This is a genomic window from Plebeiibacterium sediminum (genome assembly GCF_026013605.1).
GTDB classification, from domain to species: Bacteria; Bacteroidota; Bacteroidia; order Bacteroidales; family Marinilabiliaceae; genus Saccharicrinis; species Saccharicrinis sediminus.
Genome location: NZ_JAPDPJ010000094.1, coordinates 1 through 14,932, shown reverse-complemented (window position 1 = coordinate 14,932; position 14,932 = coordinate 1). Strand labels below are relative to the sequence as shown.

The window sequence follows — 14,932 nt, the reverse complement described above, 5'->3', positions numbered from 1 at the left end:
CATCTTTAATCAGTTTATTAAAATTACAATACAAAGATGCGGTAATTTACCGTCTAAACCTCCTTGTCTACCGACGTAGGAGGTTTAGTTCAACAGCGTATATCCACTAACCAGAACTATTAGTATTGGTGCAAATATCAGTTTCTAAAATTAAATCAGGAAAAAAATGAAATATCTAAAGTATATATCAATTATAATTATAGCACTCATGGCAGTTTCCTGCGGAAAGGATTTTCTTGAGAAATCGCCTGAGGATTCGATCAATACGGCAAATTATTGGCAAACGGATGAAGATGCAATTAATGCAATTAACGGAGCATACCAACCATTGCAATGGCCTAAATTGTATAATATGCGTATGTGGACTTCTGATATCATGGCAGGTAACAGTATTGTTGGAGCCGGTGGTGGTGATGATGGTCGTGAAACGCAGGATATGTCGAATTTTGTAACTGCAACAGATAATCCCGGTGTGTTGGATTTATGGAGAGGTCCTGCTCCCGGAATTTTAAGAGCAAACCTGGTTTTACAAAATGTTCCTTCTATGGATATTGATGAGGATTTGAAGAACAGAGTATTGGGTGAAGCTTATTTTTTAAGAGGGTTGTACTACTTTATTTTAGTCAGATATTTTGGTGATGTTCCTTTGATTCTGACACCTCAGGAACCCGGTGATAATCTTCGTCCTAAAAGAACAGATAAAGCGGTTGTTTATGAACAGATTATTTCTGACTTAACTGAGGCAAAAGATTTGTTACCTCAAAAATCAACCTATTCATCCAGTGATTTAGGAAGAGCAACTACAGGTGCAGCTACAGGATTATTGGCTAAAGTCTACCTTACTTTGGAAGAATGGCAAAAAGTGGTTGATCTTGCTGATGAAGTGGAAACGTTAGGATACGATTTAAATCTTCAATATGAACAGAACTTTGATGTATATAATAAGAATTCTATTGAATCTCTTTTCGAAGTTCAATACACAAGTAATGCAGGTGAGGATTTTTGGTCTAACGAAAATCAGGCTTCATGGTTAAGTACTTTTACCGGACCACGAGGATCAAATATGGTGGCCGGAGGCTGGGGATGGAATCAGCCTACTTCAGAATTTATGAGCACCTATGAAGATGGTGATTTGAGAAAAGATGTAACTGTTTTTTACGATGGTGCCCCACAGTTTGATGGCATGGATTACGATCCGATTTATTCGTCAACAGGTTATAATCTGCGCAAATTTTTAGTTACTAAAGATGTTGCCGAAACTTACGATAACAGTCCAATGAACTTTCCTGTGTTGAGATATGCCGATGTGCTGTTAATGAAAGCTGAAGCTTTAAACAATCTGAACAGAACATCAGAGGCTTATACGCCATTAAATAAAGTTAGAAAAAGAGCAGGATTAGATAATGTTTCCGGATTAACTAAAGATGAGTTTAAGGAAGTTGTATTACACGAAAGAAGAGTTGAGTTGGCTTTTGAAGGTCAAAGATGGTTTGATATGATTCGTGTGGATGATGGTCAATGGGGATTGGATTTCTTGCATTCCATTGGAAAAACCAATGCTACTACAAAGCATCTTTTATTTCCTATACCACAAAAAGAGATTGATAACAATCCTAATTTAACTCAAAATTCAGGTTATTAATTTACCGGATTATGATTACAAACTTAAAAAGCTAAAGAGATGACACAAATACTAAATAATATATCATATACCAGATTGTATAGGTGGACTATGGGATGGTTTACTTTTACGACACTAATACTTGTTTTTCTATTGTCTGCCTGCCAGGAGGAGTACGATGCAGAAGTATCAAATGGAGAGCTAATCTCCATCTCTGCTTCTGCAGATGCCTTAGTTCTTGAACAAGTTGATTATTCTAATTCAGCTATTACTTTTAACTGGACAACTGGTAGTAACCAGGGAACCGGAGCTTCTATTTCTTATGTTTTTGAAATAGATAAAGCAGGTAATGATTTTGCTTCAGCTAAAGTTTATGACTTCGGTAAACAGGTGTATGAAAAAAGTCTGACAGTTGAAGACCTGAATGACATGGTAACCGAATTATGGGGTGTTTTACCTGGTGAATCACTTAATCTGGAAGCCAGAGTAACTGCAAAAGTGGCTGATGAGTCTGTTGAAGATGATGTTTCTTCAGTTGTTTCTTTCTCAGTACAAACTTATAAGCCTGTTTCTGAATCTTTATACATCGTTGGTGATGCAACTTCAGCTGGTTGGAATATTGCTGACGCAATAGAAATGACAGGCGACGATGAAGAACCATGGATTTTTACTTATGAAGGTCAGTTAAGTCCGGGAAATTTTAAATTTCCAGTCAGTACTGATGAATGTTGGTGTCAGGATTTTTATACGCAAAATCCTGATGATGCTGAATTAATGGTTTATAACGAAGGAGGTAGTGGTGATGATGTTCAATGGGAGGTTCTGGAAGGATCGCCATATGTAGTAACTGTGAATTTGTTGGATTTGACAATCTCTATTGAAAAACAAGTAGGACCGGCATACACCGAATTATATATTGTTGGAGATGCTTCTTTAAGCGGATGGAACATTGGTTCACCTGAAGCATTTACTCAAGATGCCGATGATCCTTTTGTATTTACTTATGAAGGACCTCTAAATACTGGTAACCTTAAGTTTTCAACTTATCAGGGCGATTGGTGCGATGGTGACTGGTTTGTAGCTTCACAGGATAATCAAACATTGGATGCTACTGATTATGTAATTAATCAGGGATGTAATGGTAATGATTGTAAATGGGTAGTAACCGATGAAACTGCAGGAAGATATCTGATTACAATTAATTTGTTTGATAACACAGTCAAGTTTGAGAAAGTAATGCTTTATTTAATTGGAGATGGTGGTCCTAATGGATGGAATATCGGAACACCTGAGCCTTTTACTTACAGTAATGGAGTTTATACTTTTAATGGTGAACTGGGTGCTGATAATGCTGAGGGTGAATTTAAGATCTCTAAGTTTAAAGGTGACTGGTGCAATGGAGATTGGATTAATGCAGCCACAGAAAGTCAATCCTTATCAAATACCAGTTATATTATAACTCATGGATGCGACGGACCAGATAACAAATGGAAATTGTCAAGTGGAGATGCGGGTACATATGAAATTACCATTGACCTTGATAATGAAGTAATGGCGATTACAAAACAATAAAATAGATTTGGGTTGTCTTAATGGTTTTAATCAGGGAAATCCCTTTAAACAAGCCGATGTTGCAGGTTGAGCAACCGACCTCAGCAACGTAGCTTGGGACCCACAAGTTGAAGTTGATGAAAAGACAGAATTGGAGCGAAGCGAAAATCATGAACTCCGAAATAAATCAGTTTTAGTGAACTAAAGCTGTTTGACCGCAGGGAGTTCTTTCTGTCTCATCAACAAGACGTAGTGGGTAAGCGAGTGCTGCAGTCGGCGGACTTTTTGCCCACTTTTTTGACTGTAGAATTAAGCGAAGCGTATCATGAGCGCTTTGATATTTTTATGCAAATAAAAAAGTGGGAGCCTTGCGGCTTGAGCAATTAAGAGATGAATAAATAAGAAAAGCTGTTTTGAATTGAAAAATTATTTTAAAAGCTATTTTCCTATGAAATTAAAACTTAAGACAACTTCTTTAAAAACTCAAATAATGTTTTCATATAAATATTTTATAGCAATTGTATTATTTGCAGCATTAATGGCTTGCAATGACTCAAAGGATAAAGAAATACCTGAAGATGTAATACCAGAAGCACCTGTAAATGAAATTACACCCGTATATAGTAATCAATACATAACCACAGATAAAGCTTGTTATGCACCCGGAGAAGAAGTTCACTTTACACTTTCATTGGATAATTTGCCTGCATCTTTAAAAGTGAGATATAAATATTTAAATGAAGTTCTTTCAGATGTTACTTTAAATACTAATACCTGGTCGTGGACAACTCCTGCTGAGGATTTTAAAGGATATGTTGCAGAAGTGTACAGTACTGAAAATACAGAGGAGACCATTCAGGCAGTGATAGGTGTGGATGTTTCATCAGAGTGGACTAAATTTCCAAGATATGGGTTCCTTTCTGATTATTCGCAGTTAGAATCTCCACAAATAGCTGATGTTATAGAAAATCTAAACAGGCATCATATTAACGGAATTCAGTTTTACGATTGGCACAATAAACATCATAAACCTTTACCTGTTGAAAATTCTCAACCATTGGATTCCTGGAAAGATATCATTAATAAAGATGTTTATTTAAGTACGGTAACAGGTTATATCAATGAAGCACATAACCATAATATGAAGGCTATGTACTACAATCTGATTTATGGAGCATGGGATGATGCTGCGAATGATGGCGTAGATAGAAAATGGTATGTGTTTAAAGATAATGCACATAGTAATATAGATTATCATCCATTGGGAAGTCCGTTTTTAAGTAGTTTGTACGTGTTGGATCCTTCAAATACATCATGGCAAAATTATTATAAGAACGAAAATGATGTAGTATATCAATATCTTGATTTTGACGGCTTTCATATGGATCAATTAGGAGATAGAGGAACTGTCTATAACTATGATGGCATACAATTAAACTTATCCCAGACTTTTGAACCTTTTATTAATGCAATAAAATCAGGTCAGCAGGATAAGTACAATGTAATGAATGCTGTCAATCAATATGGTCAGATGGGAATTGCTAATGCTTCAACAGACTTTTTATATACTGAAGTTTGGGATCCTAATAACAGCTATGATGATTTGACAAGTATTATCAGACAGAATGATGTTTACGGTGGAAACGAAAAAAATACCGTTTTGGCTGCCTATATGAATTATGATTTGGCAGATCAAGAAGGATATTTTAATACGCCAGCTGTGTTAATGACTGATGCCGTTATTTTTGCTTACGGAGGTTCGCATCTTGAGTTGGGAGAACATATGTTGGGAAAAGAGTATTTTCCAAATAATAACCTGACCATGAAAGAAGATCTAAAAAAGTCATTGGTCTCATACTATGATTTTCTGGTTGGTTATCAGAATTTATTAAGGGATGGAGGAAGCTTTAATTCTGTATCCATAAGTTCATTGGATGGAAAAATGAATTTGAGCAACTGGCCTGCAGATTTAGATGAAGTGGCAGTTGTAGCTAAAAAATCAGGACAAAAACAAGTGATCTCTCTCATCAATTATTCTGATGCAGTTACATTGGAATGGAGAGATAATTCAGGAATACAGACTTCTCCGGCTCTTATTAAAAACGCTAAATTATCATTACATAATCAACAGGAAGTTCAAAATATATGGGTGGCTTCACCTGATATAATCGGAGGCGCTGCACGATCTGTCAATTTTGCTCAGGAAGGTGAAAATGTAAGTTTTACATTGCCCGAACTAAAATATTGGACAATGATTGTTGTGGAGTATTAATACTTTTAATTGTAATAACTAATATAATATTCAGAATCATGTATTCTGATAAATGGGATTGCTATATCTTTTAAAATTCAAAGAAATGCATAATAAATCAGGAAAATATATTTTTCATCTCTTTATCTTCTTGTTTTCAGGAGCTTTAAATATATATGCCCAAAGTTATACTCCTGGAAACTGTTTGGGATACAGGGTTGAAGACAATCTTGTAATATTTAATTGCCAAAATAATGTGGATGTTCAAATCGAACAAATCAATTCAGGAATCCTGAAAATATGGTACGACACTGATTCTTTCATTCGTAACAATGAATCCTTTGCTGTTATTTTAAAAGGAAATAAAGAGCAAGCCATCAATATTACTGAACAGCCCGGAAGTTATGAGATATATACCAGTGATTTGATTGTTCGTATTAATAAAGCTCCATTTCAGATTCGTATTTTCGATAAATGGCAAAAGCTATTGATGGAAGATTATAAAAATAAGGGATTTGAGGCTGACACTCTAAAAATGAGCAGTTACAAAACATTAAAGCCTGGTGAAAGAATCTATGGGCTTGGAGAGAAAAATGGTAATATCAACCGCATTGGTAGTTCGTTTAAAATGTGGAATAGCGATAAGCCGTGTTATCAGCAGCAAGAGGATCCTTTATACAAGAGTATTCCATTTTTTATGAGCAGTGAAGGTTACGGTATCTTTTTCGACAATACCTACAAAACGGAATATGATTTTGGAACAGAGTCCGAATCTTATTACTCATTTTCTGCACCAGGAGGAGAGATGTTGTATTATTTTATTTTCGGACCTACCTACAAACAAATCATTAGTAGATATAAAGATTTAACAGGTAAACCCATCATGCCACCAGCCTGGGGATTAGGATTTGCGCAATGTCGCGGTATGCTAACCAATGAAGAATTAACCAGAGAGATTGCTAAGGGTTACCGAGATCGTCAGATACCTTGTGATATTATTTATCAGGATATTGGTTGGACTAATAATTTGCAGGACTTTGAATGGCGTGATGGTAATTATGAGAATCCACAAAAGATGCTTTCTGATTTAGAATCTGAAGGTTTTAAAGTGATTGTTTCTCAGGATCCTGTGATTTCTCAAGCTAATAAGTCACAATGGAATGAAGCAGATTCCCTGGGCTATTTTGCTATTGATTCAAGAACACACAAAACTTATGATATGCCATGGCCTTGGGGAGGTAATTGTGGCGTAGTGGATTTTACCAAGCCGGAAGTGGCTGATTGGTGGGGAAATTATCAGCAAAAAGTATTGGATGACGGGGTGCGTGGTTTTTGGACAGATATGGGAGAACCAGCATGGAGCAACGAAGAGAGTACAGATCGTTTATTTATGCAGCATCATTTAGGTGCTCATAATGAAATCCACAATGTATATGGATTTACATGGGATAAAGTAGTAACAGAACAATTTGAAAAGCATAATCCTAATACTCGTATTTTTCAGATGACAAGAGCTGCATTTGCAGGTATGCAACGTTACACCTTTGGCTGGTCTGGTGATTCAGGTAATGGCAATGAAGTAACACAAGGCTGGGAGCAATTAGAAGCCCAGGTGCCCTTAATGATGTCTGCAGGTATGGGATTAATACCTTTCTGGAGTTGTGATATTTCAGGGTATTGCGGTGATATAGAGGACTACGAAGAGTTAAGCGAACTATATATTCGATGGTTACAGTTTGGGGCGTTTAACCCCCTAAGTAGAATTCACCATGAGGGTAACAATGCCGTAGAGCCATGGCTGTTTGGTAGTGAGGCAGAAGCTATCTGTAAGAAAGCCATTGAGATGAAATATCAGTTATTTCCTTACATCTACACTTATGCGCGCGAAGCTTATGATACTGGAATCCCTGTTGATAGAGCTCTTATGCTTGAATATCCAAAAGATATTGAAGTTGCAGATCTGAACAGTCAGTTTATGTTTGGTAAGGAGATGTTGGTGGCACCTGTTGTTGAGGAGGGAGCTGCATTTAAAAAGGTATACTTACCCAAAGGCGAATGGATTGATTTTAATAATAAGCACCAAATTTATAATGGCAATAGTTGGATTGATTATCCTGTAGAGTTGGAAACTGTTCCGATTTTTGTGAGAAAAGGTTCTTTTGTTCCTCAGGCACCAGTAATGCAATATATCAAAGAAAAATCTGATTATCCGTTGGTAGTGGATCTGTTTCCTGCAGATATAAATAAAAAAGCATCATTCGATGTATATGAAGATGATGGTGTAACGAATGATTATAAAAGTGATGTTTTTGGTTTACGCAAGATGGTTTGTAAAACTACAAGAACAAATTATGAGTTAACCTATAAAGAGTCTGAATCTGGCAATTATCTCTTACAGAATAGGGTTGTTTTTTACAATTTATATTTGGATACCATGCCAGCCAATGTATTTATAAATGGAGAAAAAATGAAAGCAGGTAAACTTTCTGATCATCGTTTTGAATCGGTTAATAAAACAGTATGGAATTGGAATAAAGAGACAAATATTCTTGTAATAGCAATTCCCAAAGGATATGATAAGTATACTATTTCTATAGAAAAGTAACTTAATTCCTAAAATTCGCAAGTGTTTTGCTTTGCGAGCTTTGCATGACTGAGTTAGTTACGTTTTAATTCACTCAAATAGGTGAAACGAGCAATATAAAAGGCTTTCTTACACAGGGGAATGATTGTTATTTGGGAGTTCCATATGGCAATGAAAAGCTAATTTAGACATATGAAATGTAAGTTCCGTCTTTGCGTTGCTTTGCGAGAAATTAAAATAAATCTATCCGGAAATAAGATATTTAAAAAGGATGAGGTGGGTTGTATAAGAGGAAACAAAATAAATGAACACATGAAGCATATTAAAAAAATAATCGGGCTGGCTTGTATTGGTACTACATTAACGTGTTGTCAGCAAAAAAATAATACTTTATATGAGTCCGAACAGTTTACAGTTTACAATGATGGTGTTTTACAAGGAAATAATAAGGCTGTAGTTCAGTCACCTGAAGATATCATTTCTACCTATCAAAGTTTAGTGCATGAAAACTATTCACGTTTAATCACTTTCAAATTCAGTATTAATGAAAAGGATAATGAAAAGGTTTCGGGGGCAGATCATTGGATTATAGTTGGAAATGAGCATGAATCTCCTGTTATAGAATTTGGTTCAGATAATCCTTCTCAACCAACCGATCCTGGAACGAAACTTCCTGCCAATTATGAGTATACCTTTCGTTTGGATATGAATCCGGTTTTAAAACAGTTTGAAGAGAAAGGTTATTACGAGGCTTTTGATGGTAGTCGTGTTGCTAAGGAAGATTTCAAAGGTGTTTATATTGCAGGCGGTTCAGCGCCATTGTCGTGGGATTTTTCAAATCTGGAGGAAAATGGTTTGGCTTTAAAGGATGAGGATGGAGACGGAATATATGAGCTGACTGTTGTTTTAAATCCATTTAACCCCAGGAGCGCAGAAACAAAAGAATGGAAACTTACTACTGATATCTCAGCTAAACCTTCTTACAAATCGGAGCAGCCGATTGTTGATGCATTATTTAATTTATCGCTTGAAGAGGCTTTAATGAATATTGAAGCAGACAGTACCTTGCGTACCGGAGCTAAGTGGGGCGGGGTTTGGACTCGTGATGTAAGTTATAGTACATTGTTGGCTTTTGCTTATCACGAACCCCAAGTGGCTAAAATTAGTCTGCTGAAAAAGGTTAAACGCAACAGGATCATTCAGGATACAGGATCGGGTGGTGCATGGCCGGTATCTTCCGATCGAACTACCTGGGCTCTTGGAGCATGGGAGATATATAAAGTTACCGGTGATCAGGATTGGTTAAAAACAGCTTATGAGGTGATAAAAAACACATTGGATGATGATTATAAAACCATCAGGGACAAAGAAACTGGAATGTATAGGGGTGAATCATCATTTTTAGATTGGCGTGAGCAAACATATCCTAAATGGATGTCAAACATGGATATCTACGTGTCAGAAAATTTGGGAACCAATGTAGTGCATTACCAGGCACATAAAATCCTGGTTGAAATGGCTAAGCTTTTATGTGAGCCATACAAGGAATATGAAAAAAGAGCTGATGAAATTAAAGAAGGCATAAATAACCATTTATGGATGAAGGATAAGGGCTATTATGCTCAGTATTTATACGGAAGGACATCTATGTTGGTATCCCCACGTTTTGAAGCTTTAGGAGAGGCTTTATCTGTTTTATTTGATGTTGCAGACACAGAAAAAGCAAAATCCATAATTTCAAAATCACCAGTAACTCCATATGGTACTACCTGTATCTACCCTCAGATTCCGAATATTCCACCATATCACAATAATGGAATTTGGCCTTTTGTACAATCGTATTGGAATCTGGCTGCGGCTAAAACAGGAAATGAAGAAGTTTTAAAACATGGTTTGGCTGCAATATACAGGGCCGGAGGTTTATTTCTAACAAACTATGAAAATTTTGTGGCTCAAAACGGTGATTATATAGGTACAGAGATCAATTCTGATCGAATGTTATGGAGTATGGCAGGCAATTTGGCCATGGTTCATCGTGTTTTTATAGGGATGAACTTTACAGTTGACGGTATTCAATTTACTCCTGTGATTCCTGAAGTTTATGGAGGAGTGAGAACCTTATCTCATTTTAAATACCGGGATGCAATCCTGAATATTAAAGTTGATGGTTATGGAAATAAGATAGAATCTTTTATGCTTGATAACGAAATACTCGAAAATGCTTTTGTTCCTGCAACTTTAAAAGGAGAGCATAGCATCCTTATCAAAATGGCTAATCATACATTCGAAAAATCAGGTATTAATTTAGTGGAGAATCGGTTTTCAACAACAAATCCGCAGGTAGAACTTAGTGATTCGTTGATTAAATGGAAAGCTCTAGAAGGTGCGGAAAAATATAATGTTTATAGAAATGGAGAATTATTAAAGTCCGGTGATTTTTTAAGTATGAAAATTTCTGACAATGTGTTTGCTGAGTATGCAGTAACAGCCATCAATAGTTATGGTGATGAATCTTTTAGCAGCGAACCGATAAAAGTGGTTCCTCAGAAAGTAGTTCTTGAAACAGAACAATATTATCCAAAATTAAATTTACCTTATACCAATTATAATGGTCAAGGTTTTATTAAAACCAGCACAAGTGAAAATGTAAAATTGAATTTCAATTTCACTATTGAAGAAGAGGGGGAATATATCATAGATTGTCGTTATGCCAATGGAACAGGACCTTGGAATACGGACAATAATTGTTGTATCAGGAGCTTATATGCAAATGGAGCTTATGATGGAGTTTTGGTAATGCCTCAAAGAGGAACTGATGAATGGTCAGATTGGGGATACTCAAATGTAGTGAAAGTAAACTTGCATAAAGGAAAGAATGATCTCTCAATAGTGTTAGAAGAATGGAATACAAATATGGATGGTGAAATTAATGAAGCTTTGATTGATCAGATTAGGATTATCAAATACAGATAGAAGCGATATAAAAATAAGCACGGGGATATATATCGTTTAATGTAAGACGGTTGTTTCATCAGGAGCAACCGTTATTTTTAAGCAATTGTTGGCATTACTTAAAAATACAGATAGTACCTTAGCAGAGATTGCTTATAAAAATTGATTTTCAAGACCGTCCTACTTTACCATGTGTTTTAAAGATTATTTTGAAATATAACTAAGTGATTATAGAAAGTCAATTTTGGATTTTTATTATTGTAAATAACCTTTTAAGTATGCTGCATTTTGCATTGTTTTAGTATCAAAAGTTAATCACGTTCAGTATTTTTTGCATTTTGTCAAAAGACAACAGGTCAATATATTATAAGTCAATTGATAGGTGAAAGTTAAGAGTAATTTAGTTTGGTTTGTTTTTGTAATGTATTGAAATATTGCAGTTTGTAGGATAGGATATTCGTCTATGTAGGATTGATTCAAGTATACTTGTGGTTCGAGTTTTAAGGCATTTTTAGTTGTGAGGTACGAACAGCGGAATGACTTAAATGCCGAATGTGTGTATGGCGCTGATTACAAATCAAGCGCCAGCAATAGTTGTAAATTGAGTGCCATTGGGCAAAAGGTTTGACAAAAACAGCATCAGAAGGGTAGGGAAGTGGCAAACATGGATTGAATAGAATTTTGGATGAGAAATAGTGTGTGGGTAAAAACAGCTTTTGCCATTGACTATGCAAAATGTACATTAAGAAATGGCAAGTGCTGTTGGGTAAAACCCGAAATATGCGTTAAAAAATCTATTACGCATTGAAAATACTGCAAAACAAGTCATTTCATTCACTTGCTTCAATTCAACAGAACGATGCTATGCCTCATTTCACCAAGTGCTTGTTTTATTGTATTTTCAATGCTCATTACAATCCTTTAACGCATAATTCGGGTTAAAGGCGGTTTTTGAACTGAACGATAGTGATGTGAAAATACTGGGATGTGTGGAGGACTGATTACAAATCAAGCGCCAATCAAGATAAGTTGTTTGCCACTTTTGAGGTGTTGGGAGTGAATGGCCGTCACCTGAGTGAATACACCCTATATACAGAAGCGTGGGAAATAGGGTATTAAGGGTGAATGAGTGATGGTGTTTACTGAATGTAATAGCAACGTAATAATATTCATTCCATTTTAATAACAATGAATTAATTCTGTTTAGAAATGTTTTTTATTGCTTTTGTTTTATTGTTAAGAATGTGGATATTAGAACTAATACAAAATAGATTATAGTTGAACATATCATACACCAATTGTATTTTAGTGCAATCAATATAAAATAGGATAGAGATACAATGTAAGTTATTGTAAGTACTAATCTGAGTATTAATTTAATGCGTTGTATTTTACCTATTACAATATTTTTTATGGAATCTACATCAGTTTCATTAAAACTTTTTTCTCGGCTAATAATATCGATATCTGAATTAAAATCAGATTGTATTTCATTAAGATCAGATAAGATGTAGAATTCCAGAGATAGTTGGTATAAAATGAAAAAAAAGAAGATTATAGTTATAACTATAGCTGTTTGTAAATCATCAATCTTTACAGCAGCAAAAACTGCAACAATTACTGATATTGGCACACCAATAACTTGTTTAGATATGTCTTTAAGGATTTCACGTAAAGAAGTTAAATATTTTTCTTTTTGAATATTTAGATCATTACGTAGCTTATTAAAGTCAAACCCTGATAATTTTAATTCGTAATTCCTTTTTGCTGCATCATATATTTCTCTACTTTTTAAAAATAATTTATATATTCTATCTTCATATTTTTCAGACTGAAGCATGTTAATGATCTCACTAATAAAGAAGAGTTTGAAATCAAAAGCTTCTAATTCTTTAATTAGCTTTTCATAAAAAGGTAATAAGTTTTCTTCAAAAATAGGTTCTGGAAAAGCTAAATTGTATTTAATTGTGAATATCCCCTTTGTTGAACTATAAAAAACTAGTTCTTTGTCGAGTTCATTTACATAATCAGCTATACCAATAGAACTTGTTATATATTTGAAAAATAGCTTGTATGCTTTAATATTGTCAAGAAAAAAAGAATCATTTTTAATTTTTCCATCTGAAAAGATGATTTTTGAAGCAGAATCGAAGTAAATACTTTCGCCTTTAAAATTAATTATTAGAAAATTTTTATCATCATCAGCATTAACTATTTCTTCATAAAAATGAGGTTCATTAAAGTAAATATTAAAAGGAAGATTACCAAGACTTAATATGGCACCTTCACTTACCTTTGTGTATGTAAAATTATTTTCATCTAGAAAATCATAATATGTTGGATCGAGAAATTCAAAAAGAAGCTCATCTTCATATCTTTCATCACCAGTAAACTGATGACACTCTAAAAGAAGACTCACAAACTTATTTATAATATCAATTTTCATCTTTGGATTGTTCTTGTAATATTTTCTTTGCTAACTCAGTACTATGAATGATAACAGATGTCTTGTCTTTGTTAAGTTCAACTTTTTTTGATTTATAATACTTTTTAGGGAATTTTATTTTAATGTTTTCAGCTTCTGCATCAATGTTTAAAAATTTGTTTAAAACTGAAATTACAGGTTTGAAATTTCTATTGATTTCAATATTGTTGTTATCAACATAGTTAATGATTTTATACTCATCATCGGGGTAAAATCTTCTTCCAAGATCCCAAAGGTTTAAATTTTGTCCTTTTAAATTACTACAATATTCACTAACATTCTTCATGAAGTCATCCCTACGCATTTGATTGCCTTTTTCATCATTGGGTACTTCAATTTTTGTACAAATATCCATTAATTTTTCAGAATCAACTTTATTATTTTGTTCATTCTTAATGGCAATCCATTCAGAAAAGTATTTAGAAGTTGAATCACCTTTATTTTGAACAAATGCAAGATATCTATCTTTAGACTCCTCATTTTGATAGGATTTAAGATTTATTCTGCAACCAAATGCAAGTTTTTCAAAATCAATATGCATTAATTCATCAACTTGAAAAGTGTCGTTTATTTTTTTTAGAATCTGGCCATTAGTGTTACGGATCAAGAAAATACCTATAAATCTATCTCGAATTTCATAATCTACAAAAACAAAGTATCCACCTTTTGAAGCACTTTTAGATTCAAGATCTTTTTTGAGTATTTCAATAGATTTATTTGAGAAACTTATGAAATCTTCATCATCGAATGAATCCAAATAATTATCTAAAAGAAATTGAAAATCTTTAGGTTGGGGATTGTCATCAAAAATAGCATATGTTAAGGTTGAATGCTTTTTATATCTTTTATTCAATTCATTAACAAGTGTTTCTTCCTTCTCTGATAGCTTCATCAAACTATTAGATGATTCTAGTTCAACATGACTTGAGTGCATTTCTGTAATGATTTGATGCACTATGATTTTGTTTACTTTTAATTTTTGGACAAATCCATTAGGGTTATTAGTATCACTCATAGCAAATTTAATTTTAGCTAGATTAGTTTAATGAATTAATTATATATGACATTGGATTTTGATGACTTTCATCAATTTTATTTTTCATTTTAATTTACTTTGTATTCTTTATATTTTAAAACCTCGGATCTAAGATCTTCATAGCTTGTTTTTTTTGAATTAAGAACACTTTCAATTGTAGAAATCCTTACGCTTTTCTGATCTTTTAGTTTTTCGTTTATTAATGCAGTAGGGACAACATAAAATAGCCAGTTCTCTGATGATAAAGGATTTGGATCTAAATTTATATTCTTTTCTGTGTGCAAACAAAAAACATAAACATCGGCTTGTCTATCAATTTTTCCGTCAAACTCATTGGTTTCGGCTATCCATCCCAGGGAAATATCAATTGCATATTTTATCAGTTTAAAATTATACAAGAAAACCTTGTTTAAACGCTTTTTCTAGTTTATATTTGTACCGAGTTCATCCTA

The 14,932-nt window shown here is 34.0% G+C and carries 8 protein-coding genes; 5 read left to right on the top strand and 3 right to left on the bottom strand.

From position 1 onward, the window contains the following. Window positions 1–166: 166 nt before the first annotated feature. The 5 genes from OM075_RS22615 (at window position 167) to OM075_RS22595 (ending at window position 10,980) form a co-directional block, all read left to right on the top strand. The gene (locus OM075_RS22615; RefSeq protein ID WP_301192834.1) at window positions 167–1,642 is read left to right on the top strand and encodes a RagB/SusD family nutrient uptake outer membrane protein; all 1,476 of its coding nucleotides are present in this window, start codon (window positions 167–169) and stop codon (window positions 1,640–1,642) included. A gap of 39 nt (window positions 1,643–1,681) precedes the next feature. Then, window positions 1,682–3,193: a SusE domain-containing protein gene (locus OM075_RS22610; RefSeq protein ID WP_301192833.1), complete on the top strand. Its 1,512-nt coding sequence runs from the start codon at window positions 1,682–1,684 to the stop codon at window positions 3,191–3,193. A gap of 427 nt (window positions 3,194–3,620) precedes the next feature. After that, window positions 3,621–5,444: an endo-dextranase gene (locus OM075_RS22605; RefSeq protein WP_301192832.1), complete on the top strand. Its 1,824-nt coding sequence runs from the start codon at window positions 3,621–3,623 to the stop codon at window positions 5,442–5,444. Window positions 5,445–5,529: 85 nt separating this feature from the next. Next, a complete protein-coding gene (locus OM075_RS22600; protein ID WP_301192831.1) occupies window positions 5,530–8,028 on the top strand; it encodes a glycoside hydrolase family 31 protein in 2,499 nt (832 codons plus the stop codon). A gap of 291 nt (window positions 8,029–8,319) precedes the next feature. Next, entirely contained in the window at window positions 8,320–10,980 is a 2,661-nt protein-coding gene (locus OM075_RS22595) for an alpha-L-rhamnosidase-related protein (RefSeq protein WP_301192830.1), read from the top strand. Window positions 10,981–12,175: 1,195 nt separating this feature from the next. Here the strand turns inward: OM075_RS22595 and OM075_RS22590 are convergent. The 3 genes from OM075_RS22590 to OM075_RS22580 form a co-directional block, all read right to left on the bottom strand. Further along, window positions 12,176–13,405, bottom strand: coding sequence for a hypothetical protein (locus tag OM075_RS22590; RefSeq protein ID WP_301192829.1), 1,230 nt, complete (start codon window positions 13,403–13,405; stop codon window positions 12,176–12,178). After that, window positions 13,395–14,459, bottom strand: a complete 1,065-nt coding sequence (locus OM075_RS22585; RefSeq protein WP_301192828.1) for a nucleoid-associated protein — start codon at window positions 14,457–14,459, stop codon at window positions 13,395–13,397. Before OM075_RS22585 ends, OM075_RS22590 begins: the two co-directional genes overlap by 11 nt. 89 nt (window positions 14,460–14,548) lie before the next feature. Then, a complete protein-coding gene (locus OM075_RS22580) occupies window positions 14,549–14,878 on the bottom strand; it encodes a hypothetical protein (protein WP_301192827.1) in 330 nt (109 codons plus the stop codon). Between the last annotated feature and the right edge of the window lie 54 nt (window positions 14,879–14,932).